At 58.1% G+C, this 26052-nt stretch carries 19 protein-coding genes; 7 read left to right on the top strand and 12 right to left on the bottom strand.

The window, feature by feature from the left end:
* Positions 1 to 58 precede the first annotated feature (58 nt).
* From oadA to pgaB, 7 genes are all read right to left on the bottom strand, one after another.
* Complete coding sequence (oadA, locus tag ACH518_RS12860) at positions 59 to 1855, bottom strand: sodium-extruding oxaloacetate decarboxylase subunit alpha (protein WP_445370367.1); 1797 nt, start codon at positions 1853 to 1855, stop codon at positions 59 to 61.
* Positions 1856 to 1910: 55 nt separating this feature from the next.
* On the bottom strand, positions 1911 to 2150 hold the full coding sequence (locus ACH518_RS12855; protein WP_054759093.1) for an OadG family protein: 240 nt from the start codon (positions 2148 to 2150) through the stop codon (positions 1911 to 1913).
* 207 nt (positions 2151 to 2357) lie between these two features.
* Positions 2358 to 2825: a peroxiredoxin gene (locus ACH518_RS12850; protein ID WP_278212234.1), complete on the bottom strand. Its 468-nt coding sequence runs from the start codon at positions 2823 to 2825 to the stop codon at positions 2358 to 2360.
* 4 nt (positions 2826 to 2829) lie between these two features.
* Entirely contained in the window at positions 2830 to 3354 is a 525-nt protein-coding gene (locus tag ACH518_RS12845) for a glycine cleavage system protein R (protein ID WP_140913363.1), read from the bottom strand.
* A gap of 78 nt (positions 3355 to 3432) precedes the next feature.
* Positions 3433 to 3870: a poly-beta-1,6-N-acetyl-D-glucosamine biosynthesis protein PgaD gene (gene pgaD, locus ACH518_RS12840; RefSeq protein WP_140913362.1), complete on the bottom strand. Its 438-nt coding sequence runs from the start codon at positions 3868 to 3870 to the stop codon at positions 3433 to 3435.
* Positions 3867 to 5213, bottom strand: a complete 1347-nt coding sequence (gene pgaC / locus ACH518_RS12835) for a poly-beta-1,6-N-acetyl-D-glucosamine synthase (protein WP_445370366.1) — start codon at positions 5211 to 5213, stop codon at positions 3867 to 3869. The genes pgaD and pgaC overlap by 4 nt, the downstream gene beginning before the upstream one ends.
* Before the next feature lie 7 nt (positions 5214 to 5220).
* Positions 5221 to 7143 carry a poly-beta-1,6-N-acetyl-D-glucosamine N-deacetylase PgaB gene (pgaB, locus tag ACH518_RS12830; RefSeq protein ID WP_445370365.1) on the bottom strand — a complete coding sequence of 641 codons (1923 nt, stop codon included), beginning with the start codon at positions 7141 to 7143 and terminating at the stop codon, positions 5221 to 5223.
* Positions 7144 to 7510: 367 nt separating this feature from the next.
* Between pgaB and ACH518_RS12825 the strand changes: the two genes are divergently transcribed.
* Both ACH518_RS12825 and mepA read left to right on the top strand, forming a co-directional pair.
* A complete protein-coding gene (locus tag ACH518_RS12825; RefSeq protein ID WP_445370364.1) occupies positions 7511 to 8680 on the top strand; it encodes an acyltransferase family protein in 1170 nt (389 codons plus the stop codon).
* Positions 8677 to 9549 carry a penicillin-insensitive murein endopeptidase gene (mepA, locus tag ACH518_RS12820; protein WP_445370363.1) on the top strand — a complete coding sequence of 291 codons (873 nt, stop codon included), beginning with the start codon at positions 8677 to 8679 and terminating at the stop codon, positions 9547 to 9549. The genes ACH518_RS12825 and mepA overlap by 4 nt, the downstream gene beginning before the upstream one ends.
* A gap of 26 nt (positions 9550 to 9575) precedes the next feature.
* Here the strand turns inward: mepA and ACH518_RS12815 are convergent, their stop codons facing one another.
* The 5 genes from ACH518_RS12815 to ACH518_RS12795 all read right to left on the bottom strand — a co-directional run bounded on the left by ACH518_RS12815 (position 9576) and on the right by ACH518_RS12795 (position 15534).
* Positions 9576 to 12761, bottom strand: coding sequence for an EAL domain-containing protein (locus tag ACH518_RS12815; RefSeq protein WP_445370362.1), 3186 nt, complete (start codon positions 12759 to 12761; stop codon positions 9576 to 9578).
* Positions 12758 to 12967 (bottom strand): hypothetical protein, encoded by a 210-nt coding sequence (locus tag ACH518_RS12810; RefSeq protein WP_445370361.1) that lies wholly within the window; start codon positions 12965 to 12967, stop codon positions 12758 to 12760. Before ACH518_RS12810 ends, ACH518_RS12815 begins: the two co-directional genes overlap by 4 nt.
* Positions 12968 to 13266: 299 nt before the next feature.
* Positions 13267 to 13743: an FKBP-type peptidyl-prolyl cis-trans isomerase gene (locus tag ACH518_RS12805; protein ID WP_140913355.1), complete on the bottom strand. Its 477-nt coding sequence runs from the start codon at positions 13741 to 13743 to the stop codon at positions 13267 to 13269.
* A 59-nt stretch (positions 13744 to 13802) separates the two neighbouring features.
* Positions 13803 to 14276 (bottom strand): transcription elongation factor GreB, encoded by a 474-nt coding sequence (gene greB, locus ACH518_RS12800; protein WP_140913354.1) that lies wholly within the window; start codon positions 14274 to 14276, stop codon positions 13803 to 13805.
* 40 nt (positions 14277 to 14316) lie between these two features.
* On the bottom strand, positions 14317 to 15534 hold the full coding sequence (locus tag ACH518_RS12795) for an MFS transporter (protein WP_445370360.1): 1218 nt from the start codon (positions 15532 to 15534) through the stop codon (positions 14317 to 14319).
* A gap of 166 nt (positions 15535 to 15700) precedes the next feature.
* Between ACH518_RS12795 and ACH518_RS12790 the strand changes: the two genes are divergently transcribed.
* From ACH518_RS12790 to ACH518_RS12770, 5 genes are all read left to right on the top strand, one after another.
* Complete coding sequence (locus tag ACH518_RS12790; protein ID WP_445370359.1) at positions 15701 to 16561, top strand: PilZ domain-containing protein; 861 nt, start codon at positions 15701 to 15703, stop codon at positions 16559 to 16561.
* A gap of 392 nt (positions 16562 to 16953) precedes the next feature.
* A complete protein-coding gene (locus ACH518_RS12785; protein ID WP_445370358.1) occupies positions 16954 to 18219 on the top strand; it encodes an MdtA/MuxA family multidrug efflux RND transporter periplasmic adaptor subunit in 1266 nt (421 codons plus the stop codon).
* A 3-nt stretch (positions 18220 to 18222) separates the two neighbouring features.
* On the top strand, positions 18223 to 21354 hold the full coding sequence (locus ACH518_RS12780; protein WP_445370357.1) for an MdtB/MuxB family multidrug efflux RND transporter permease subunit: 3132 nt from the start codon (positions 18223 to 18225) through the stop codon (positions 21352 to 21354).
* A complete protein-coding gene (locus tag ACH518_RS12775) occupies positions 21351 to 24479 on the top strand; it encodes an efflux RND transporter permease subunit (RefSeq protein ID WP_445370356.1) in 3129 nt (1042 codons plus the stop codon). Before ACH518_RS12780 ends, ACH518_RS12775 begins: the two co-directional genes overlap by 4 nt.
* Before the next feature lie 4 nt (positions 24480 to 24483).
* Positions 24484 to 25965 carry an efflux transporter outer membrane subunit gene (locus ACH518_RS12770; protein ID WP_445370355.1) on the top strand — a complete coding sequence of 494 codons (1482 nt, stop codon included), beginning with the start codon at positions 24484 to 24486 and terminating at the stop codon, positions 25963 to 25965.
* Positions 25966 to 26052: the final 87 nt, after the last annotated feature.

The raw sequence follows: 26052 nt of genomic DNA, 5'->3' as shown, positions 1-26052 counted from the left end.
AAATTGGGCTTTAGCCGCCCGCACTGCGGACGGCCGGAGCAAGTTAAATCTTAGGCGTTTATAACGTGACCAGGACGTCGCCCACCGCTACCGAGTCACCTTGGCGCACGTTGACGGCGCTAACGATACCGGCGACTTTGGCGCGAATTTCGGTTTCCATTTTCATGGCTTCCATGATTAACACGACGTCGCCTTCGGACAGATGGGAGCCGACGTTGACATTCACTTTCAATACCACACCAGCCAAGGGCGACTCGACGACGCCGCTGCCGCTGACGATCGGCGCGGTCGAGGCCAACATCGGACCGTTTTCCAGTGCCGAGGACGGCTTCACCACAATTTCGCCGCTGCCCGGTGCGATTGCGACATGGTAATTTTTGCCATCCACATTCACAGTATAAGTTTCGGCTTCGCCCGCCGATTTTGCGGCAGCCGGCGCGGTAACAGAGGCCGGCTCCGCTCCCGGTGCCGGCTCGAATGCGGTCGGATTGCCCCGATTCTGAATGAATTTCCAGCCCACTTGCGCGAACAGGCCATCGATCAGCGCATCTTCTTCGACATTGCCGGCCAACTTGACGCCTTCGGCCTGTGCTTTCGCCTTGACTTCAGCTACCAGCTTAGCCATTTCCGGCTCCAACAAATCCGCCGGCCGGCAATCGATCGGGTCGGCACCGTTCAACACTCGTGCCTGCAACTCTTTATCCACTGGTGCCGGAGTCGCACCATACTCGCCGCGTAACACGCCGGCCGTCTCTTTGCTGATGGTTTTGTAACGCTCGCCGGCCAGAACATTCAATACGGCCTGGGTGCCGACGATTTGCGAAGTCGGCGTCACCAGCGGGATGTAACCCAAATCTTTGCGTACCAACGGGATTTCCTGCAGTACCGCATCGAAACGGTCGGCCGCGCCCTGCTCCTTCAACTGGCTTTCCATATTGGTCAGCATGCCGCCCGGTACTTGCGATACCAAAATACGGCTATCGACCCCTTTCAGGCTGCCTTCGAACTGCGCATATTTTTTCCGCACTTCGCGGAAATAAGCCGCGACTTTTTCCAGCCTGGCCAAATCCAGACCGGTGTCGCGTTTCTGTCCGGCCAATGCCGCGACGATGGTTTCGGTCGGCGTATGGCCGTAAGTCATACTCAGCGAAGAGATTGCGGTGTCGACATTATCGACGCCGGCTTCCACAGCCTTGATACAGGTCGCAACGCTCAATCCGGTGGTGGCGTGGCAATGCAGATGTACCGGGATCGCCACAGCCTTCTTCAATTTGCCGATCAGGTCGTAGGCGTCGTATGGGGTCAGCAAACCGGCCATGTCTTTAATGCAGATCGAATGCGCCCCCATATCCTCGATCAGCTTGCCCTGCTCTACCCACTTTTTGATGGTATGCACCGGGCTGGTGGTGTAGGAAATCGTACCTTGGGCATGGGCATCGGTATTCAGCACCGCCTTGATGGCTCTCTCGATGTTGCGCATATCGTTCATCGCATCGAAAATCCGGAATACGTCAATACCGTTGACCACGCAACGCTCGACGAATTTATCGACCACATCGTCGGCGTAATGGCGGTAACCCAGGATATTTTGGCCGCGAAACAGCATTTGCTGCGGCGTATTGGGCATGGCTTGCTTCAGTAAACGCAACCGTTCCCAAGGATCCTCGCCCAAATAGCGAATGCAAGCGTCGAAGGTCGCGCCACCCCAGGATTCGATCGACCAATAACCGATCTGATCGAGCTGCTCGCAAATCGGTAGCATGTCTTCGATACGCAGCCTGGTCGCCAGAATTGACTGATGGGCGTCGCGTAATACCACCTCAGTAATTCCCAGGGGCTTGTTTACCTTTTCCACTCTTTACTCTCCTAATGACTTTTTTGGGTCGTAACCGATCTTACCTTGTGGGTAACTATCCGTTTTTATGCTTTTTGCGGTACTGCAGAACTGCGGCGGTGATCGCGGCAACCACCGCTTTATCGTTACCGGCGACAACCGGCTGTTCGGGAAATTTGGACGGAACCTCCGGAAAATAGCGCCGGACCAGATTACTCATGGTATTGATCGCAACCACCAGCATCGCCAAAAAGGCATAAACCATCCCCATGCCGATTAGCATCAACTCAATACCCGAAGACAGCATTTCGTTCATAAACGTGGTCCAAATGATTAATTAGCTTGGGCATTATCGCCCAAATAAGCCGGAGTTCACAATCCTGAGCGGATTGAAGGGTTTAAGGCCATGACTTCGAAAAACAAAAAACCGATAGCGCGTGCGTTAGACAAAAAAGATGACCTAGACTGACACCGGTAGCAGAAAAAATGGCAACGCACGGCTTGCAAAGAGCCGCCATAGAGGTCAAAGCGATTGGAGAAAATCCAGCACCTCGGCTACGTGGACTTTGACCTGCACCTTACGCCATTCTTTGACCAGCACGCCGTTCTCGTCGATCAGAAACGTGCTGCGCTCGATACCTTGCACTTGCTTGCCGTACATATTCTTCATTTTAATCACGTCGAACAAACCGCACAGGCTTTCGTCCTGGTCGGACAACAAATCGAACGGAAACGCTTGTTTGCATTTAAAGCCTTCGTGGACCTTGACGCTATCGCGCGATACGCCCAACACCACCGTATTCAGCGCTTCGAATTGGCCGATATTGTCCCGAAAGGCCTGGCCCTCCTGGGTGCAGCCCGGCGTGTTGTCTTTCGGGTAAAAATACAGCACGATTTTTTTACCGCGATAATCGCTGAGTTTGACGGATTTGTCGCCGGTGGCGGCTACTTCGAAATCGGGGACGGCAGTGCCGATAGCTATGGCGGTCATGAAATCACCTTTTAACGGGTTCGAGAATGGCATCGATGTTCAAGCTGTCGCAAAAATCCAGAAATTCTTCGCGCAAGGATAGAATCCGCACCGACGGCGGTACCAACAGGATGAATTTGGTCGAAAATACCGCGGTATTGAAAAAAGCCGCGTTGTGCCGGCTAGCCGAGATTTCCTCGATACAGATACCGCGATCCAACAGGAAGGAGGTCACGGCAAACAGGATGTCGCTTTTGTCGACGGAGATGGTTTCCAGCGTGTACGGTACGCCTTCGATCGCTTGCGGCTCCTGGCTCGGCCGCAGGAAGTTCATCTGGATTTCCAGACGGGTTTTGATCGCATCCAGCATGCCTTCCAGCTTGGCGATATGGTTCCAATTGCCGTCGATCAACAGATAGGCGGCGGTAAGCTCGGTCAGATTGGAGGTGCGCAGCTCCAGCACGCTGCATTGGCAAGCACTCAGCGCCGACAATATTTCCCCAAGAAAACCGTTCGACTTTTCTCCCAATACGGTAATTGCCAGTTGCATAATCCCAAGTCCATAAATACGCTCCATGCAGTTTAACACCAACCGCTAGAAAAACGCAGTGACGAAATGGTAACCGCGTCAGTCGTGGTGAATCGCGGTTATTCCGGCATGTTCGTCGAAATGTACCGTCAATTTGTTACCCGTCCGAGCTTTACCCAGTCCGGCCAAATCGACTTTAAACGCAACCGCCAATTGCTGATCGGTAACGGGTGCGGTGCGTTTCGGCGCCACCACCGAATGCCGCCAGGACAGCAACACAGTCCAACACAGCCAGAACAGCGCTATCGCCAGCACGATCTCGCCGTAGAGCTCGAGCAGTTCCAGCAAGGTTTTGTATCCGCCGAACCAGCGGATCTCGTCCGACAAGCTTTTCAAGCCCATCAGCCAAGCCGCCAAAGTGAACAGTGGCCACAAAAAATACAGCCACAACGCCCAACTCATGAAAGCCATGAAGACCGACGCGCATTTTTGCTGAAAACTTTGCAAATGCGGCTGGTTGATGATGATCTCTTTCATTTTTGCCGCAACCCTCGATCCAAAGTCACCCAAACCGCGCGCTGGCCGCGCTTTTTCCGTAACGCCTTGATGCAGCCGTTGATTGTGGTGCCGACGTTGATCAACCAGTACACGATCGGGTACCAGATCATCCAATAATAATGCTGAGCCGAGCCGCCGCTTTTCTTTTCGTAGACCGAGTCTATCGTCAAACTGACTGCAAACTGGATCAGACAGGTCACGCACAGCAGCATGCTGGTCCAGTGCGGCGATAAGTCTTCCAAGGCTTCCTGCGGTTCGCTGCTGAACCAATCCAACGGCACCAAGGCCAGCATCGCCACCACCAAAAATGCCCAACTCAAACTGACGCAACATTCCAAATACAAAGGCCACATGCCGCGCGAACGCCAACGCAGCAACGGCCGGAAATAGCGCAGCAACACCTCGACCCCGCCTTGCGCCCAGCGGCTGCGTTGTTTCCACAAACCTTTCAGCGTTTCCGGCATCAACACCCAGCACAGCGCATTCGGCTCGAAGCGAATCGCCCAGCCGGCCAACTGCATTTTCCAGCTAATATCGATATCTTCTGTCACCATGTCCGGACTCCAGTAACCGACATCGTGCAAGGCGGTCTTGCGAAAACCGGCAATCACGCCGGATATCGTGAACACATGCCCGTAGGAGCGCTGGGCGCGTTTGATCATGCCGACGATGGCCGAAAATTCGCCGACCTGAATCTTGCCCAACAAGGTCGACCGGTTGCGGATGCGCGGATTGCCGGTCACGGCGCCGACGTGCGGATCTTCCAGAAAATGTTTGACGATCCAAGCCGTTGCGTTCGGCGCCAACAAGGCGTCGCCGTCGATGCCGATCAATATCTCGCTGTTGGCCAGCAGCGCCGCCGTGCGCAAACCGACGGCCTTGCCCTGGTTGCTGGCCAGATTGACGACGCGGATTTGCGGATGCCGGTCGGCCAGTTCGTGCAGGATTTCCAGCGTGTTGTCCTTGCTGCCGTCGTTGACGGCGATGATTTCGTAATTGGGATACTGTTGGTGCAACAAATATTCAATAGTTTCGCGAACGTTCTCGCCCTCGTTATAACACGGGACCAGAATCGACACCGCCGGATAGTCAGCCAACACCGGCAAGTCCGCCAACACATTACCGCGGTTACGCTCCCAGCGAATGTAATAGACGATGCCGCCCAACATCCAGACGTAAGCCATCAACAACGGGTAATAAAACACGAAACGCGACAGCCATTCGTTGAATTGCCACCAGGGCACCTCTTCCAGCCGTTCGCGCCCGATCAGCCACAGATCGATCAGATGTTGCACCCAGGGTTGCGCTAAAAGTTGGTCCACGGTCGACTCAATCCTTGATCTCTACAGGAAAATACTTTTTCAACTCCGCCAATTTGGGCTGGTCGTGAAAAACGTTATCCGGGTAATAACCGATATGCTTGGCGCCCAGTTTTTTCAAGAGTAGGAACTGCTCGGTGAATACCGGCATCGGGACGTCCTGTTGCGTTTTCCAGTTCACGGCCTGCAACTCGAACACCATTTTGTCCAATGCCCCTGGATACTGATTGGTCTTCTCGACCAATTCCGCCAGCCACTGCTTCGGATTTTCTGCTTCCTCCATAAACGGCATCGCCTCGATCGCCACGTAATCGTAATGCTTCATAAAGCTGCTCAGCGATTGGGCGTACCACTCTTCGCTATACGGCTTCAACAACGGCAACGAATAAAAATTACGCGCGGTTTTGATATACGGCCGATAAAAACGGACTTTATTGGTCAGATAGTCGGTGAATTGGCCCATCAGCTCGTTCTTGTGCTGAGCCCAGCGCAGGCGCAACTGGCTGGAAGAGTGGATGGTATCGAACTCGGCCGGCAAGCCCCAGACCTTACTGGTGAATTCCATCGCCAGCGGCGATACGTCCTCATAATCCGACAAGATACCGTCGTCGTGGAACAGGATGCCGTTGAAGTCGCAGTATTTGGCCAGATCTTCATAAATCTCGCCGACGAATTGACGAGCCTCCGGATTGAACGGCGACAGGCGGGTATAAATGTGACGGGACAACTGCGGCTCGCCGTCGCGCCATTCCTTGACATACCATTTCAACGGCACGTCGGCTTTATAGGCCATCATCGGCATCCAGGCGTAGACTTTGACGTCAGCGCCCTTTCTCAGCCTTAGCGACACGTAGTTGAATAAATCCCGCCGCATCGGCAGGTGCCGGTTAGGAAAGTATAGTTTGTCGGCATTGCCGTCGCCATCCGGGTCGGAAAAGGCTTGCAGGTAAACCGTATTGGCGCCGCTGGCCTTGATCCGCTCGACCACCGCTGACAGATTTTTCTCGGTCTGCGCTTCGTCCTCGTCGTAAATGTAATCCATATCGACGTGCGCCACCCGCAACTCGCGACCGGTGCGCAATTTGGTGACGATGGTGGCGAAGCGTTCGGCATTAGGGTCGTCGGTCATGATCATCCGCTTCATCACCGCCGCGTCCGCCAGCGTATTGGCACCGTCGTTCAGGCCCATGGTCAGCGGCATGCCGGCGCTTTTCGCCGCTTCCAACGCGATCGCGTTATATTCGCCGTAAGGCCAGACCATCACCCGTGGCCGCTGGCCCAAAGTCTGCAGCAATTGTTCAGAACTCTTCTCCAGTTCCTGAAAAACCCGCTTCCGGTAATCCTCGTCTTTTTCGTATTCCTCGTATTCGCTGCTGTAGAGCCGGGTCGTGATCGTACTTTGTTCGTTGCCCTGCGGATTGGCGACGATACCATGATGGGCGTTGAAACTGTGGGAGGCGATTTCGACCAAACCACTAGCCGCCACTTCGCGAATTTGGGCCGGCGTCATCAGCGGTTTATTGGTGCCGGCATGACTGTGCTGCTCCAACCAACTGCCGACCACGGCCAGCGTGGCCGGGTATTTGTATTTTTTCAGCAGCGGCATCGCCCGGCTGTAGAAGCTTTGGTAGCCGTCGTCGAAGGTCAATAACACGGCCTTGTTCGGCAACGGTTTTTTGCCTTGCATGCTATCCAGCAAATCCTGGATGCTGATCACCCGATAGCCGTTATTTTTCAACCAGGCGAAGTGGTCGTTCAAGTGATCCTTATTCACCGCCATCCGGTCGAACGGCGGGACTCTTTCTTCTTCCTCCAGAATATCGTGGTAATTCAACACAATGAAACTGGAATTGGCGGAATCGGCGGCCTGCAATGGCCCGGCCATCCAGCAGGCGATTACAAAAAATATCCCGGCAATTAGGTGCATGCTCATTAGAAACGTTTCAACGGAAATGGAGGTTGGATAGGGCCGGCGCACAACAGGCGCGGGCCTAAATTGGAGGCAGCATTTTACCCGAACGGCCTTTTTTTACTCGCTTTTATTTATCAGTGCCTTAGCCGGAATCGGTTGCACATCGGCTCGGCGTCGGCGAGACACCCCCTGGAGAAGTAGTTCCCGGAGCTGCGGTCGCTTCCCTCGCCGGGAAATTTACCCGACACCGGCCTTAGCCTTGCCCATCCGGTCGCTCGAAAAATATAGCCGACCCGCGGAATTAAACCTAACCACGAATGGCTAAATCAGCAAGCCCTGCTATATCTAGCTGGGTAAAAAACCTCAATCCTGTTTGGAAGCACTCAGCTTGGCAACGACAACCCACATCAGTTATTTGGACACCATCCGCGGCCTGGCTGCACTCGCCGTGATCAGCGAACACTTCGTCATTGCTTACGGCCTACCCTGCCAGTCGGCGCTCTGCGAGCGCATCCTGGACTTTTCGCCGGCACATATCTGGTGGGACGGCACCGCCGCAGTCTCGATGTTTTTCGTACTGAGCGGCTTCGTGTTGTCGCTCAAATACTTTCCGGCCGGTCAATCGCCCGATATCGGCCGTTTCGAACTCGATCGTTTTCTGATCGGCCGCGTATGTCGAATCTGGCTGCCTTACTTACTGGTGCTAGCCATAAGCGCCGGCTTGTTCGCACTACATTTCGACCGCCCGTCATTGTCTACCCGCTTGGCGCCAAGCGCATGGATCGTTGACATGTGGCACCGTTATCCCTTGGACTTCCCGGCAATGCTGCGCGAAGCTTTTTTGCCAAAACTGCCGGAACTGATTGTATTGTTACCGCAAGCCTGGACGCTCAGCATTGAGTTGGTGTTGTCCTTATTGCTACCGCTGGGCTTGCTGTTGAGCCAGCGAGGTACGGCCTGGCTGTTGTTTTTCAGCACCCTCGCCACCGGCCTGCTGGGTGTGTCGCTCTTCCTGTGGCATTTCGTGCTTGGCCTGACCTTGGCGAGATACCACCTGGCGCTGGAAACCCGTTTGCGCGGCAGGCGCCCTTTGCGCTATCTGTTACTGCTATGCGGCCTGCTGTTATACACCTCGGATACGCTGTTTACCGCAAAGTCGGTCGGCGAAAACACGCTTTGGCTCGGCACCGGCCTGGGCGCAGGCCTGATTTTGGCGGTGTTCGCCGCATCGCCGCGCTGGCAAAACCTGTTGTCGGTCGCCGCTTTGCGCCAAATCGGTAGAGTGTCGTACAGTGCATATCTGACGCACATGGCAGTGCTGATAAACCTGACACCGCATCTACTGATCGCTCTGGAACATGTCAGCCACAATAGATTGCTGCTGTGGTTCGGCGGCTGGTTGGGAACCATCATTACCGTGCAAGGATTGTCCCTGGTGTTTTATCATGTCTTGGAAATACCCAGCATGGTGCTGGGCAGACGGCTTGCCGAAGCCCTGCGCCCGCACCGCAGTTTGACGCCGCCACCCATATCTTCCGTATTGCCGCCTAACTCATGAAATCCCTAATTGCGCCCCAATCCCGCTTTGGCTTGATCTGGTTTTGCCTCAGCCTCCTCGCCTACGTTCAATCCGCCGACGCCGACACCACCGCTGCCGACTGGGCGGCGGTTACCAGCCCCAGCAGCGATGCCGGACAAAGCATAGGTACCTATAACGGAGGCTGCATTGCCGGCGCGGGGGCGCTACCGCTGGACGGCCCCGGTTACCAGGTGATGCGCCTGTCGCGCAAACGCTATTTCGGCCACCCGTCATTGATCAACTTCATCCAACAACTGGGTCTGATATCGGCGCGGGACAATCTCGGGACGCTGTTGATCGGCGACCTCGGCCAAGCGCGCGGCGGCCCGACGCCGAGTGGACACCGCAGCCACCAAACCGGGCTCGACGTCGACATCTGGTTTTTGCTATTGAATCCGGCCGAGCCGCGCATCTTGAGCGAGGCGGAACGCGAAACCAAGAACGCAATTTCCGTAGTCGATAGCCGTGCCGATGCCGTCGATCGTCGATCATGGAACGCGGCACACGCCCGCGTCCTGGAAGCCGCCGCCCGGCAGCCGGAAGTGGATCGTATCTTCGTCAATCCCAGCATTAAACAAGAGCTGTGCAGCCGCAAATCGCCGGGCTCGACCGAATGGCTGCGTAAAATCAGGCCTTGGTGGAAGCACGACGATCATTTCCATGTCCGCCTGAAATGCCCGCCGCATAACGCGTTGTGCCAAGCGCAAGAGCCGCTACCCGCCGGCGACGGCTGCGACGCCAGTCTGGCCTGGTGGTTTTCCGACGAAGCCAAAGCGCCCGGCAAAAGTGCCCCGCAACCGCCGCCGCCCCTGCCGCCGCAGTGCGAACAACTCCTGCGCCAACCCTGATTCGGCAAACATTAGGCTGGCGGCGCTCAGTTCTGAACCCCGCCAACCAACAGCTCCAGCAGTTTCGGCCCGGCTAGCGGTTCGGAGAACAGGTAGCCCTGCGCATAGTCGCAACCGGCTGCGATCAGCCAATCGCGTTGCGGTAAGGTCGCCACGCCTTCGGCGACCACTTTTAAACCCAATTTGTGCGCCATGACGATAATCGCTTCGCACAAAGCTTCGTCCTGCGACCCCGGACTCAAGTTGTTGATAAACGTGCGGTCGATTTTGATGTAATCGATGTCGAATTTTTTGATGTAGGACAACGACGAGTAGCCGGTTCCGAAATCGTCGATGGCGACTTGCACTCCGGCGTCGCGAAAATCCAGCAACCTGGCTTTAGTCACGGTCTGGGCATCCAACAACAAGCCCTCGGTAATCTCCACCACGACTGCCGTGCCGTCCAGCTCCAAACTCTTCAGGTAATCGAGCCAGGCAAATTCGGCGCCCGAACGCTGGCGGAATTGCACCGGCGATTTATTCACGCTGATCTGGAAATCGGTTCGATAGCGTTCGCGCAGACACTTGGCTTGCAACGCGGCTTGTCGAAACACCCAATCACCGATCTCGTGGATCAAACCGCTTTCTTCCGCCAAGGGTATGAATTGGGCCGGACTGACCATACCGCGGTGCGGATGCCGCCAACGCAGTAAGGCTTCGGCCTTGGTCACCGCTTCGCCCGGCAACTCGACAATCGGCTGGTAATACACCTCGAATTCGCGGTTGGCCAACGCGCTGCGCAAATCGGTGACCATACCCAAGCGGAACTGAGCGGTTTGCTGCATCGACGCCGTGAAAAAACTGTAACCATTGCGCCCTCTTTCCTTGGCGGCGAACATCGCCTGGTCGGCGTTTTTGATCAACTGTTCCTGATCCAAGGAATCGTGCGGATATAGCGTGATACCGATGCTGACAGTGAGGTAATTCAGTTTGCCGTTGAGCGGGAACGGCTCCGCCATGGTACGCAGAATATTCTGGGCCACCCGTTCGGCGCTTTCGCCGTTTTCCAAGTCGGGCAGAATAATGGTGAATTCGTCGCCCCCCAGGCGCGAGACGGTATCGGTATCGCGGACGCAACCGACCAGCCGTTCGGCGGCAATCTGCAACAGGCTGTCGCCCTGGATATGACCCAAAATGTCGTTGATTTCCTTGAACCGGTCCAGATCCAGAAACAACAGCGCCACGACGCTGCCGTGGCGGTGAGCTTTTTTGATCTCCCGCGCCAAACGATCGAGAAACATGCGCCGATTGGGTAACGCGGTCAAGCTATCGAAATTGGCCTGGCGCCAAATCTGCTCTTCCGACAACTTTTTCTCGGTGATATCCGAAAACAAACCGATATAGTGTCTGACTTGGCCGCCGCTCGCCGACAAGGTCGAGATACTCAGCAACCCGGCGTGCATTTCGCCGTTGCGTTTCCGGTTCCAGATCTCGCCCCGCCAATAACCCTGCTCGCGAACGGCTTGCCACATATCGGCGAAAAACTCCGGCGGATGCCGGCCGGAATTGAGCATCCGCGGATTTTGGCCTATCGCCTGGTCCCGCGAGTAGCCCGTGATTTTACAGAAACTCGGGTTGACGTCGACGATGGTGCCGCCGACATCGGTAATCATGATGGCTTCGTGCGCGTCCTGAAATACCCGCGCCGACAATTCCAAACGGTCTTCGGCTTCGATGCGCTCGGTCACGTCGCGGCTGATTCCGACCAAAGCCGTTGGCTCGCCGTTCGGACCGAACACCGGGGTTTCGACCGTTTCCAAGCAAACCTGCCCGCCAGCGGGGAGCGCAGTCCGGCGCTCGAAACGGACGGATCGGCCAGTCTGCAAAACCCGCATGTCGTGTTCGCGAAAACAGTCAGCGGTTTCGTCGTCGAAAATATCGAAATCCGACTTGCCGACCAATTCCGCTGCGCCGATGCCGGCATAGCTCTCGAATGCCTTATTGCATCCGCGATAAACCCCATCGCGGTCTTTCAAAAACATCTGGTCCGGCACTGCGTCAATCAGACTGCGCAATAGAGACTGTTCCTGCTCAAGCGAATCTTGCGCAGCGTGCAGCGCGCCGGCATCGCGAAACCTCAATAGCCAGCCGATCCTGGCTCCGTCCGGGCTGAAGATCGGCGCTGCGCAGCCGGCGACAGGGTATTCCGTGCCGTCTTTAGCCAGCAGAACCAGCCAGTCGGCCAGTGCAGTACGGCTACCGGACGCCAGCGCTTCAAGGACCGGAGGGCTATCGGGATCGAGACTACGGAACACCCGCTCCAGCGGCTGGCCGGCAACGTCAGCCGCTTGCCAACCGGTCAATTGGTGCGCACTGCAGTTCATGAAACGGATCCGGCCTTGGGCATCGGTAGCGATAACGGCATCGCCGATCGCCGACAGCATCGCCGTCAAATGATCTTTGCTCTCCGCCAGTTCGGCGACGGTAGTGCCCAATTCGGCCGCCATTCGGTTAAAAGCCTCGCCCAACAACGCCATCTCTCCGCCGCCGGTCAATTGCGCCCGCGCCCGGTAGTCGCCGCCGGCAAAACGCCGCAGCACATCGAGCAGATGCCGTAGCGGCCGCACCAGTCCCAGCGAAACCGCTAAAACGATCATGACCGGTAACGAAACAGCGAGAACCCAGGCCGGGGCAATTGCATGGCCGAACGCCGTGCCGCTGGTCGCTCTGGCGTCCGACAGATCGTATTGCAACACCAACAATCCGACCGGATCGGGACCCAGCCGGTCGGCACCGGAAACCATCGTCACCGCTTGATAGACCGTCGCCTGCTGCCGGTCGGGGAGGAAACGGATTGACGCTTGCCGCTCCGCACGCAGTCGGGCAAACTCCGCGGCCCCCAGCTCAGGTAACAATTCGGCGGCACTTTTGCCCAACCATTCCGAACGCGTTGCCTGCAACACCATGCCGTTGTCGTCGAACAGCGCGGCGCTATCGCGATTAACGTCCGCGACCAAAGCGGGTATGCGTCCGGCAATCAATTCCGGCTGGCCGCGCCGGAACAAGGCTTCGATATCCTGGGCGGCATCAGCCGCCACATGACGGATCTGCTGCAGCTCGCCGGTTTCGCTAACGCTCGATAGCCCATCATGCTGGTACCACAGCAAACCGCAATACGCGATCACCAACGCCGGCAAGCTTGTACTCAGGCGCAAGGCGAATGTCCGTTTCACGGCTGCCCCGCGACGCAGCCCGGCGGCAGACAGCAATTGTTGCGGCGGCGTCTGATGCGCGATCTTGACCAGGCCGGGTTGCGCAACAAAACACCTGCCCCCCGGTTCACGGAGAACTCTTCCGGGCGATACAGGGCGGCGGCGAACTCGACCAACGCCAGAATATGCGGCGATAACGCCGACACGGAGCGGTTAGCAGTAGCCATTCATTGATATCCAAGCATTCAATCCGTAAGGCAAAGCCATCCGGGGGTTTGTTAAGGATAGAATTACAAGGCTTGCGCCGATCGGGAACTCCGGTCTCACAAGCATTGCAGCCGGAAAAAAGTGGGCGCCGCGGCTTTACGCCTTTCCTGGAAACGGCAAATTCAAAAGACTTCCCGTCACCGTTTAACCACAAAGATTAGCTGCGGCGGGCGGGATTTCAAATCGATGGCTTGGAAGATAGAGGTTTGGCAAAAGCCCTTGCCGAAGCCGGCCCTCCCTGGCCGGTGTCACAGCGAGATCAATGATGGCAGCCGGCACCGTGGATGTGGCCGTGGGCAATCTCGTCGGCGCTGGCTGGGCGGACTTCGACCACTTCGACGTCGAAGGTCAAATCTTCCCCGGCCAACGGGTGATTGCCGTCTATCGTAATGTCGTCGCCATCGATTTGGGTGATGGTAATAATGCCGGGGCCGTAGCTGACTTCGGCGTGAAATTGCATGCCGACTTCGATATCCATCCCATCGAACATATTTCTGGAAACAACCTGAATCATCTCTTCCGACACTTCGCCATAGGCTTGGTCGGCCGGAATCGTCACGTTGAACTTGTCTCCGGCCTGCTTGCCGGTCAAAGCCGCTTCCAAGCCGGCGATGATATTGCCGGCACCGTGCAGGTAAACCAGCGGAGCTTCGCCTCTGGAACTATCCAACTGCTCGCCGCTGCCGTTGGTCAAGGTGTAATGGATGGAAACGGCGGTTTTGTCTGAAATTTGCATAAGGCGTCTTTACCGGTGAAAAAAGCCGACATGATAAGCCCTTTTGCCGCCCGGCGCGCCTATTTCTGGTACTCGATCGAGTTGATATACCAGGTAAACACGCCGGCATCGGTTTTGACCACGGCATCGTCATCCACCTGCTTTTTCAACAAGGCCCGCGCCATCGGCGAATCGACCGAAATGTAATCTTTCCGATCGAAAATCTCGTCGTAGCCGGCAATCCGAAACCGTTTTTTTTCGCCCTCGTCGTTCTCGATCTCGACCCAGGCGCCGAAAAACACCCTGCCCTCCTGCTCCGGGTGATAATCGACCACCTTCAAGCTATCCAGCCGCTTTTGCAGATATCGCACCCGGCGGTCGATCTCGCGCAAGCGCTTCTTGTTGTATTGGTAGTCGGCGTTTTCGCTGCGGTCGCCCAAGCTGGCGGCCCAGGTCACCAGTTTCGTCACCTCCGGCCGTTCCACCCGCCAAAGATGATCCAATTCCTGTTGCAATTTTTCGTAACCCTGCCGGGTAATCAACGGTGTCGCCATGGTTTTGCCCGCCTCGTTTCGGGAAGCCTGAGAATGCCGATCAATGCAATTGCCGCAATTGCAACCGGCGCAATTGCGGCGCCAGTTTTGCGGTGCCGGCCACGACCAGTAAGGTCATCACGCCGCCGAACACGACCGACGGCACCAAACCCATCAATCGCGCCGCGACCCCGGACTCGAATGCGCCCAATTCGTTGGACGAGCCGATAAAGATGCCGTTGATGGCCGACACCCGGCCGCGCATCGGATCCGGCGTCGCCAATTGCAAAATCGTGGTGCGCATCACCACCGAGACGCCGTCGAACAAACCGGACAACAACAAAAACGCGCCGCCCAACCAGAAATTTCGCGCCAGCGCAAAGCCGATCATACAGAGGCCAAAGCCGGCGACGGCCGCCAACAGCCAGCGCCCGGCGTGGCGATCGATCGGAAACCGGGCCAGAAATAAACCCATCATCACCGCCCCGACCGCCGGCGCCGCGCGCAGAATGCCCAAACCTTCCGGCCCGTAATGGTAAATTTCGTGGATAAAAGCCGGCAACATCGCCACGGCCCCGCCGAACAATACCGCAAACATGTCCAGCGACTGCGCGCCCAGCACGATTTGATTGCCGAACACGAAACGCAGGCCTTCGCCGATACTGGTAAAAATCGGCGCGCTTTCCGCCGGCTGCGGCTCCGCCACCCGTAACGACAACAATGCCAGCGTGGCGAGCACGCACAACCCGGTCGCGGTTTCGTAAGCCGCGGTCTTACCGGCCCAAGCGACAATCAAACCACCGATGGCCGGTCCGGCCACCAGTCCGAATTGGAATGCCGAACTGCCGATGCCCGCGGCACGAGCGTATTGTTCGCGCGGCAGGACCAAGGCGAACAGCGCGCTGTAGCTGGGGCCGATGAAAGCTCTGGCAATACCGGTCAAGGCAATCGCCGCGTAAATCCATACCAGCGGCCGGTTGGCGATCCAGGCTTCGGATACCGCGACCAACATCAGGCCGTTCAAGGCCACCAGCAGGCTGGCGCCGACACCGAACCAGCGCCGGGAATAGTGGTCCACCGCGTAACCGGCGAACAACGCGCAACAGAAATACGGAATCACCTCGGCCAGACCGATTAGCCCCAATGCCAACGCGTCGTGGGTTAATTCGTAAATATGCCAACCGACGACGATAGCCATCATCTGGTAGGCCAACACGATCAATAAGCGGAAACTGAGTAATTTGATGAAGGCGGTATTGAAATAAGCGGGCAGATGCATGTCGAGTCGCGGCGAAAGGGTCAAAATGCGGCGTGGGCCGCGCGCCGCGTAGTGTACCGCGTTTCGGCCTGCGCTTGCCGCAAACGGACTAGTGGACCGTCAGATTGAGAAATCGGCGGTATTGGCTATTATCAGACAGTAATCCGCTTGAGTAACGAGGGCTTCGATGAGCTTGACCGCAACCCAGACCCAACACCACAACCGCAGGTTGGCGCTACGCATCTACGAACAGGTCAACCTTTTCTACCAAGCGATACCCGACGGCGAATTGTCCGCCCACACCACAGGCCGGGCCGGACGAGTCCTGCCGCCGTCGAGCAGTGTCGAAAACGATACCTTGCAAGCCAATATCAGCGCCAACGGTATGTCGTTCACCGCGAAAGAGCGCATGCTAACCGGCGACTATTTACTCCTCAGAATTCTGTTGTTGTCGAGCATGACCACGATCAGTACTTGCGGCCAGGTGGTGTATTGCAAACCCAGCAACCCCTACGAAGACAACCGCTATCCGCATACGGTAGGGATCCGCTTCGTCAACTTGAGCGAAGCCGACAGCGCATTGCTGCGGCGCCATGTCGACCGCCGCAACAAACAAGAAATGACGATCAAAGCCCTAACCGCCGCGTTGTTGCTGACGGCGCTGGCGATGCCGGATCTGGCCTGGGCGCTGCTGCTCGGATTACTGCACCATCTATGGGAAATCGCGCTGCATGTCGCCCATCTGCTGTTCGAATACCTGGAAATGGGCCTGGACCACGTAGTCGAACATTTACTGCATACCGGTACTCACGAAACCCAGGTCATCGTGTTCTATACGATTGTCACGCTCGCTTCCGTGGTAGCATATTTCGTCGGCCGCAGGATTCCGGCAGCCGGCAAACGTTGGCTGAACAAGCTGCTACTATTCGCGTTGCGGAAAAAATCCAGTTACGGCTATTTCTGGGAGCAGCAAAGCGGTCTGGACAAACTGAAAATCGTCGGCATTAGCGCCACCGCAATCACCGCATACCTGTACTTGGCGTTCTAAACGTCCCGCCGGTTTCGCCCTGCCAACCGCTACGGCGCCGGATTTTACCGGATTTTACAATTCCCGCCGGAACGCGTCGGCCGCAATTACGTCACAATATCCGCTCGCTCGGCACACGGCAACCGACCTAAAAATAGCGCGGCAATGCAAACACTCCGATATGATTCAGCAAAGCCATACGATTTGAATCCGCTGGCAGCAGCCAATCACACTGCAAAATGCTAAATGTTTATTTCAAAACCAATCGGCCATTTCAAATGCCCAGTTTGTTAACGGCCCAACAGCAGCGCGCATGACAACGCCCAATACCGAATCCGCCCGCAAGCCGGTCCGGCAACCAACCGCCGCCAGCCGCCTCCCGCTCACTGAGTACAGTTAAATTGCACAACCGTATGACAAATCAAGCAACGACTCCGCCGACACGCGGCCAAAGCCGAATCCGGCTCTGGCTGGCAATCCTGCTGACGCTCAGTGCAGCCGGCACCGGCATTTATTTCCTTCAAGGGACAACCGCTCCGGACAAAAAAGCCGAGCGCGGCGCTAAAAGCAAACGCTTTGGCCAGGACGACGACGCACCGGCGGTGGTATCGGTCGCGACCGCGCGCAGCGGCGATTTCCCGGTATACCTGAACGCACTCGGCACCGTCACCGCGCTCCGCACCGTCACAGTCAAACCGCGGGTGGACGGCGAACTGGTCAAGGTTTATTTCAGCGAAGGCCAGCCGGTCAAGGCCGGCGACCTGCTGGCCGAAATCGACCCGCGGCCGTTTCAAGTACAGTTACAACAGGCTCAAGGCCAATTGCAACGCGACGAAGCGCTGTTGAAAAACGCCGAGCTGGACCAAGCCCGCTACCAAACCCTGCTGGAACAGGACTCGATCGCCGCCCAGCAAACCGTGACTCAAGAATCCTTGGTTAAACAATACCGCGGCAGCGTGGAAATGGATAAGGCCCAGGTCGACAACGCCAAATTACAACTAAGTTACGCCAAAGTGACCGCGCCGATTGCCGGCCGAGTCGGCTTACGGCAAATCGACCAGGGCAATATCGTCCGCGCCAGCGACGCCGCCGGCTTGGTCGTGATCACCCAAACCCAGCCGATCAACATCGTGTTCACCTTGGCGGAAGACCAATTGCCGGAGGTGGCGAAACACTACCGGTCAGGCAAAGACATTGGCGTCGAAGCCTATGACCGCAGCGGCAAAACCAAGCTCGCCGACGGCAAACTGATGGCGCTGGACAACCAGATCGACCCGACTACCGGCACCATCAAACTCAAAGCCGAATTCGACAACCGCGAACAAACCCTGTTCGCCAACCAGTTCGTTAACGTCAAAATGCACCTGGACACGTTGCGCGGGGTTACCCAAATTCCGGCGGCGGCACTGCAACACGACGCCCAAGGCCCCTTCGTCTTTATCGTCGACGGCGAAAACGTCGCTCATCTGCGCCGGATCGAACCGGGCCCAAGCAACGACGAGAAGATCGCGGTGCCGGCAGCGCTGGCGGCCGGAGAGGCTCTGATCGTCAACGGCAGCGATCGGGTCAAGGACGGCAGCAAAGTCGATGTTGCCGAAAGGGACGGCCAGGCCGTTGCCGCCCCGACCAACCCAAACCCGCCGGAAGGCGAAGCAGGCAAACGCCGGCGACGGGGATAATGCATGAGTTTCAGCGAACCGGGCAAGGCCGGTTTCAATCCGTCCAAGCTATTCATCCTGCGGCCGGTAGCAACCTCGCTGCTGATGTTCGCGCTATTGCTGGTCGGCGTGCTGGCCTACCGCTTGTTGCCGGTTTCGGCACTGCCGCAAGTCGATTATCCGACCATCCAGGTTACGACCTTATATCCCGGCGCCAGTCCGGAAGTGATGACCGCCATCGTCACCGCGCCGTTGGAACGCCAGTTCGGGCAAATGCCGGGCCTGACCCAAATGACTTCGACCAGCTCCGGCGGGGCGTCGGTTATCACTTTGCAGTTCAACCTAAACCTGGATTTGGACGTTGCCGAACAAACCGTGCAGGCTGCGATCAATGCCGCCGCCAATTTCCTGCCCAACGATTTGCCGCAGGCGCCGATTTACAGCAAGGTTAACCCGGCCGACACGCCGATCATGACCTTGGCGGTCAGCTCGAAGACGCTGCCGCTGTTCAAAGTCGAAGACTTGGTCGATACCCGCATCGCCCAGAAAATCGCCCAGTTGCCCGGCGTCGGCATGGTCAGCATCAGCGGCGGCCAGCGCCCGGCGGTACGGATACAGGCCAACCACAAAGCCTTGGCGGCTTACGGCATCAGCCTGGAAGACGTCCGCGCCGCGATCGCCGCCGCCAACGTGGCTCAGCCCAAGGGCTCGATCAACGGCCAGGCTCGGGCGGCGGCGATAGACAGCAACGACCAATTACGCTCGGCCGCCGAATACCGCGAGTTGGTCGTGACTTACAAAAACGGCGCGCCGGTCAAGTTAGCCAACGTCGCCAACGTGGTCGACGCTGCCGAAAACGTCCGCTTGGCCGCTTGGGCCAACGACACCGCGGCGGTCATCGTCAATATTCAGCGCCAACCCGGCGCCAACGTGATCGAAGTCGTCGACCGCATCAAAGAATTACTCCCCAAATTGCAGGCCTCGCTGCCCGGCGGTATCGAAGTCGCGGCCTTGACCGACCGCACCGTCACCATCCGCGCCTCGGTCCACGACGTCCAATTCGAACTGCTGCTGGCGGTGGCGCTGGTGGTGATGGTGATTTTTCTGTTTTTACGCAACATCCCCGCGACCATTATCCCCGGTGTCGCGGTGCCGCTGTCCTTGATCGGCACTTTCGCGGCGATGTATCTGGCCGAATTCAGCATCAACAACCTGACCTTGATGGCGCTGACCATCGCCACCGGCTTTGTGGTGGACGATGCGATTGTGGTCATCGAAAACATCTCCCGCTACATCGAGCGCGGCGAATCGCCGCTGCAAGCCGCATTGAAAGGCTCCGAGCAAATCGGCTTTACCATTATTTCACTGACGTTTTCGCTGGTCGCGGTGTTGATTCCGCTGCTGTTCATGTCCGACGTGGTCGGCCGCTTGTTCCGGGAATTCGCGATTACCTTGGCGGTGGCGATTTTGATTTCCGCAGTGGTCTCGCTGACCTTGACGCCAATGATGTGCGCCAAATTATTGCGCAGCAGCCAGGCCGGGGCCGAGCCTGAAACAGGCTGGTTCGGCCGATTAATCGCGGCTTACGGCCGCACGCTGGAATGGGTGATGCGCCGGCAAACCGCCACGCTGTTGGTATTCTTTGCGACCGTGGCATTGACGGTGGCGATGTACCTGTGGATTCCGAAAGGCTTTTTCCCCAGCCAGGATACCGGCATTATTCAAGGCTTTTCCGAAGCGCCGCAGACCGTATCGTTTCAGGCGCTGGCCGCACAGCAACAAAAGTTGGCCGATGTCATCCTGGCGGACCCGGCGGTGGCAAGCCTGTCTTCCTTCATAGGCGTCGATGGTATCAACCCGACGCCGAACAGCGGCCGCTTCTTGATCAACTTAAAACCGCACGGGCAGCGGCCGCCGGCATCCGCAGTCATCGCGTCGTTGCAGCAACAAGTGGCGGGATTGGCGGGAATCGAGTTGTATCTGCAACCGGTGCAGGATTTGACGATGGAAAACCGCGTCACCCGCACCCAGTATCAATTTACCCTGGAAGGCGCCGATCGGGACGAACTGAACCGCTGGACCGGCAGATTAGTGGATGAACTGCGCGCTAAGCCCGAATTTAGCGACGCGGTCAGCGACGTGCTGGATCAAGGCCGGCAAGTGTTCGTCGAAATAGACCGGGCCACGGCCAGCCGGCTCGGCGTCAGTACGGCGGCGGTCGACAATGCCTTGTACAACGCCTACGGCCAGCGTCTGGTCTCGACCATCTTTACCCAGGCCAATCAGTACCGGGTGGTGTTGGAGGTCGATCCGGCCGAGCAAACCAGTCCGACCGCGCTGAACGAATTGCGGGTGCCCTCCACCAACGGCAGCCAGGTGCCGCTATCGGCGATTGCCCACCTGTCCGAGCGGCCAACCACCTTGGCGATAAACCACCTCGACCAGTATCCGGTCAGCACCGTGTCCTTCAATCTGGCTCCCGGCTACGCGCTGGGCGACGCAATTTCCGCGATCGAAGCTACCAAGCAGCATATCGAATTGCCGTTGTCGATCCGCAGCCAGTACCAGGGCGCGGCCCAAGCCTTCACCGCCTCGTTAACCCATACCCTATGGCTGATTCTGGCGGCGATCGTCACGGTCTATATCGTCCTCGGCGTACTCTACGAAAGCTATATCCACCCGCTGACGATCCTGTCCACCCTGCCTTCGGCCGGCGTCGGCGCGCTGCTGGCCTTACAACTATCGAATAACGATCTGGGCATCATCGGCATCATCGGCATTATTTTGTTGATCGGCATCGTCAAGAAGAACGCGATCATGATGATCGACTTTGCGCTGGACGCCGAACGCCAGCAAGGTCTGCCACCGGAACAGGCGATTTTTCAGGCCTGTCTGCTGCGGTTCCGGCCGATTGTGATGACCACGCTGGCCGCGCTGCTCGGCGCCCTGCCCTTAATGCTGGGCAACGGCGTCGGTGCGGAACTGCGTCATCCGCTGGGTATCACGATGGTCGGCGGCCTGTTGCTCAGCCAACTGCTGACCTTGTACACCACGCCGGTGATCTATCTGGCGATGGATCATCTGGCGCGGCGGGTTAAAACGGCATTCGGATTGGGCGGCGACGATTCGGCCGAAGCCAACGGCGAGTCGCGATGAATCTGTCGGCATTGTTCATCCGCCGCCCGGTTGCCACCACGCTGCTGACCGTGGCGATTTCGCTGTGCGGGATACTAGCGTTTTTGAGTTTGCCGGTGTCGTCGTTGCCGCAGGTGGATTTCCCCACCGTGTCGGTGCAGGCGCAATTGCCGGGCGCCGACGCCGAAACCATGGCCACTACCGTCGCCACACCGCTGGAGCGGGCGTTGGGCCGCATCGCCGGCGTCACCGAGATGACTTCCAACAGCTCGCAAGGCTCCACCTCGATCACCCTGCAATTCGATTTGAATCGCGATATCGACGGCGCCTGCCGCGACGTGCAAGCCGCGATCAACGCCGCCGCCGGCATGCTGCCCAGCAACATGCCGAATCGGCCCAGCTACCGGCGCGACAATCCGTCCGACTCGCCGATCCTGATTCTGGCGTTGACCTCGGAAAGCATTCCTCGCGGCCAGATGTACGATGCCGCCTCGACGCTGTTGTTGCAAAAAATTTCGCAAATTCCCGGTATCGGCCAAGTGCAGATCGGCGGCGCGGCCTTGCCGGCGGTGCGGGTGGAATTGAATCCCAACGCCCTCAGCCATTACGGCATAGGCTTGGACGACGTCCGCACCACCATCGCCCAGACCAACGTCACCCGGCCGAAAGGCGTGTTGGAAAACGCCGACACCCGCTGGCAGATTCAGGCCAACGACCAAGCGCGCAAGGCCGCAGAGTATCTGCCCTTGATTGTGGCTTACCGCAACGGTGCGCCGGTGCGGATCGCCGATCTGGGTCAGGCGGTCGATTCGGTCGAAGACCTGCGCAACACCGGCCTGCATAACGGCAAGCCCTCGGTATTGCTGATCATCCGCAAGCAGGCGTTGGCCAATGTGATCCAAACTGTGGACCAGGTGTTGGCGGTGATGCCGCAACTGAAAGCAGCATTGCCGGGCAACATCGAATTGTCGGTGGTGGTCGACCGCTCGCTGTCGATCCGGGCCTCGATCCGGGAAGTCGAACACGGCCTGTTCGTTGCGGTAGCGTTGGTGATCCTGGTGGTGCTCGTGTTTCTGCGTAACCCGCGCTCGGCGCTGGTGCCGATCGTCGCCGTACCCGCCTCCCTGCTGGGCGCCTGCGGCGTGATGTATTTGTGCGGTTTCAGCCTGAACAATCTGACCCTGATGGCGCTGACTGTTGCCACCGGCTTCGTGGTCGACGATGCCATCGTCGTGGTCGAGAACAGCAACCGCCATATCGAACAAGGGGTGCCGCCGTTCCGGGCCGCGCTGCTGGCGGCCAACGAAGTCGGTTTCACCGTATTGTCGATGAGCGTATCGTTGGTGGCGGTATTCCTGCCCATCCTGCTGATGGGCGGCGTGCCGGGCCGTTTGTTCCGCGAATTCGGCGTAACCCTGTCGGCGGCGGTATTGGTATCGCTGCTGGTTTCATTGACGACCACGCCGATGCTGTGCGCGCGCTGGCTGAGTCGCGACGGCGGGCAACACGGCCGCCTCTATTATGCAATCGGCGCCGGCTTCGACCGGCTGCAACATCTGTACCGCACCAGCCTGGCTTGGACCTTGCGCCACGGCCGATTCATACTGGTGTTGCTGCTGGCGACGATAGGCCTGAACGTTTATCTTTATATCCATATCGACAAAGGCTTTTTTCCGACCCAGGACGGCGGCCGCTTGCTGGGCGAAATTCAAACCGATCAGAACACCTCGTTCCAAACCTTGCAAAAGCAGTTCGGGCAGATCTCGGACATCCTGCTGAAAGACCCGGCGGTGGCCAACGTCGCCGGCTTCGCCGGCAGCTCGCAAAGCGCGAACAGCGCCCGGATTTTCATCACCTTGAAGCCGCACCAACAGCGCGACGGGATCGACATCGTCATGGAGCGACTACGCAAAGCGGCCGGGCGGATACCCGGCGCCAATCTGCACATATCGCCGTCGCAAGAATTGCGCATCGGCGGCCGGCCGTCGTTCGGCCTGATCGATTACGCGCTGCAAGCCGACGATCTGCAACTGCTCCGGGAATGGACGCCCAAGGTACAAGCCGCCTTTGCCAAATTGGCGGAATTGAGCGACGTCAGCACCAGCCAGCAGGATAAAGGCGAACAGATCGGGCTGACCGTCAACCGCGATCTGGCCGCGCGCTACGGCGTCAGCCAGGCCTTGATCGATAGCAGCCTGAACAGCGCCTTCGGCCAGCGTCAGGTGTCGGTGATCTATAACCCGTTAAACCAGTATCGGGTGATCATGGAAGTGGCGCCGCAATACTGGCAGTCGACCGAGACCTTGAAACAACTCTATATCAGTGCGCCCGGCCAAGCCGGCAGCGGCGGACCCAACCAAGCCAAGCAAATTCCGTTGTCCGCGCTGGCCAGTTTTGCGCCGAGCAATACGCCGTTAACGGTTCGCCATCAGGGCCAGTTTGCCGTCGGCGAATTATCGTTCAACCTGAAACCCGGCGTATCCATGTCGACCGCCAGCGCCGCGATCGAGCAGACATTGCGCGACATCGGCCTGCCGGCCAACATCACTGCCGGCTTCCAAGGCTCGGGCAAGGCCTTTCAGGAGGCGCTCCGCAATCAACCCTGGCTGATTCTGGCGGCGCTGCTGAGCATTTACATCGTGCTCGGCATCCTCTACGAGAGCCTGACGCATCCGTTCACCATTCTTTCGACCTTGCCATCAGCCGGCGTCGGTGCCCTGCTGGCTCTGATGGCTTGCGGCAAAGAATTCAGCATCATTGCCTTGATCGGCGTGATTTTGCTGATCGGCATCGTCAAGAAAAACGCCATCATGATGATCGATTTTGCCCTGCAGGCCGAACGCGAACACGGCCTGAACTCGCACGACGCCATTTTCGAAGCCTGCTTGCTACGGTTCCGGCCGATTCTGATGACGACCTTGGCCGCGTTATTCGGCGCGCTGCCGTTGGCCTTGGGTTCCGGTTACGGCGCGGAATTGCGGCAGCCGTTGGGCATAGCGATTATCGGCGGTCTGGTTTTCAGCCAACTGCTGACCTTGTATACCACGCCGGTGGTGTATCTTTACCTGGACCGTTTCCGACTCTGGCTCAACGGCCGTTTCAGCAACCCGACCGCCCGTCCGGCGGCGAATTCCCAGCCACTGTAATTTCATGCGTCCACGACAAAAAACTGCCGCAGTCTGTTGCTTACTGGTTCTACCATTGGCCGCCTGCACGGTCGGTCCCGATTACATGCGCCCGCAAGCCACGATCAGCGACGAATTCAAGGAAGCCAAAGGCTGGAAACCGGCTCAGCCGCGCGACAGCGGATTGCCGGGCAAATGGTGGGAAATTTTCGGCGACCCGCTGTTAAACAGCCTGGAAGAACAGGTCGCCGGCGCCAACCAGTCGGTGATTCAAGCTGAGGCCCAATACCGCCAAGCCCAGCATCTGGTGCAATCGGCGCAATCGTCGCTGTTGCCGGTGGCTACATTGACCGGCAGCTTCAATCGTTTCAAAGCCGCGACCGGCCAAAACGTCGCCGTTGCCGGCGTACGCAATCTATTCGGCCAAGCGGTGGGGATCGCCTGGGAGCCGGATTTATGGGGCCGGGTCCGCCGCCAATTGGAGGCCAATACCGACAGCGCCCAAGCCAGCGCCGCCACCTTGCACGGCTTGATTCTGTCCAGCCAAGCCACGTTAGCCGACAATTACTTTCAATTGAAGACATTGGACGCGCAGAAGGCGCTGCTCGATGAAACCATCGCTGCGTTTACCAAGACTCTGGAAATCACCAAAAACCGCTATGCGGTCGGCGTTGCCGCCAAAGCCGACGTGGTCCAGGCCGAAACCCAGTTGGAAACGGTGCGCGCCCAAGCCATCGACCTGGGGGTGCAACGCGCTAAACTGGAGCATGCAATCGCAGTATTGATCGGTAAAACACCGGCCGAATTGGCTTTGGACCCGGCGCCGCTGAACGCGCAACCGCCCGGTATTCCGGTCAGCCTGCCGTCGGATTTGCTGGAGCGCCGGCCGGACATCGCCGCTGCGGAACGCCAGATCGCCGCCGCCAACGCCCAAATCGGCGTCGCCAAGGCCGCCTATTACCCGACGTTGAATCTGGCCGGCACCAACGGCTTCCAATCCGGCGACCCCGGCAATCTGTTTACGATGGCCCGGCGCTACTGGTCATTGGGTCCGGCCGGGCTGGCCCTGACCCTATTCGACGGCGGCGTGACGAACGCCCAATACAAACAGGCCATCGCCGCCTATGACGCCAGCGTCGCCGCTTACCGGCAGACCGTGCTGACCGGCTTTCAGGAAGTGGAGGATAATTTGGCCGCGTTACGGATACTGGAACAGGAAACCCAAGTCCAGGACAAAGCGGTTGCCAACGCCAAACAAGCGCTGGCCTTGACCAACAACCAATACCAAGCCGGCACCGTCAGTTATCTGAACGTGATGACCGCGCAAACCGCCGCGCTGGCCAATCAACAAACCGCCGTGCAGTTATTGGGGCAGCGCCTGTCGGCGGCGGTACAACTGGTCAAAGCCCTCGGCGGCGGCTGGAACGAAACCCTGCTGCCGACCGCAGACCAGGCCGACGGCGAGCGGAAATGGACCGACTATTTGATTCTGCCGCTGGTGGAGTAAACCGGCCAAGCCAGCCGGTTTGGCGGCAAGGCGGCATTCGGCCGGTTCCAGTGATTGTGGCAGGCAGCGAATATCAACGGCACCCGT

This window comes from Methylomonas sp. HW2-6 (assembly GCF_052474525.1).
This window is presented reverse-complemented; position numbering and strand designations above follow the sequence as displayed.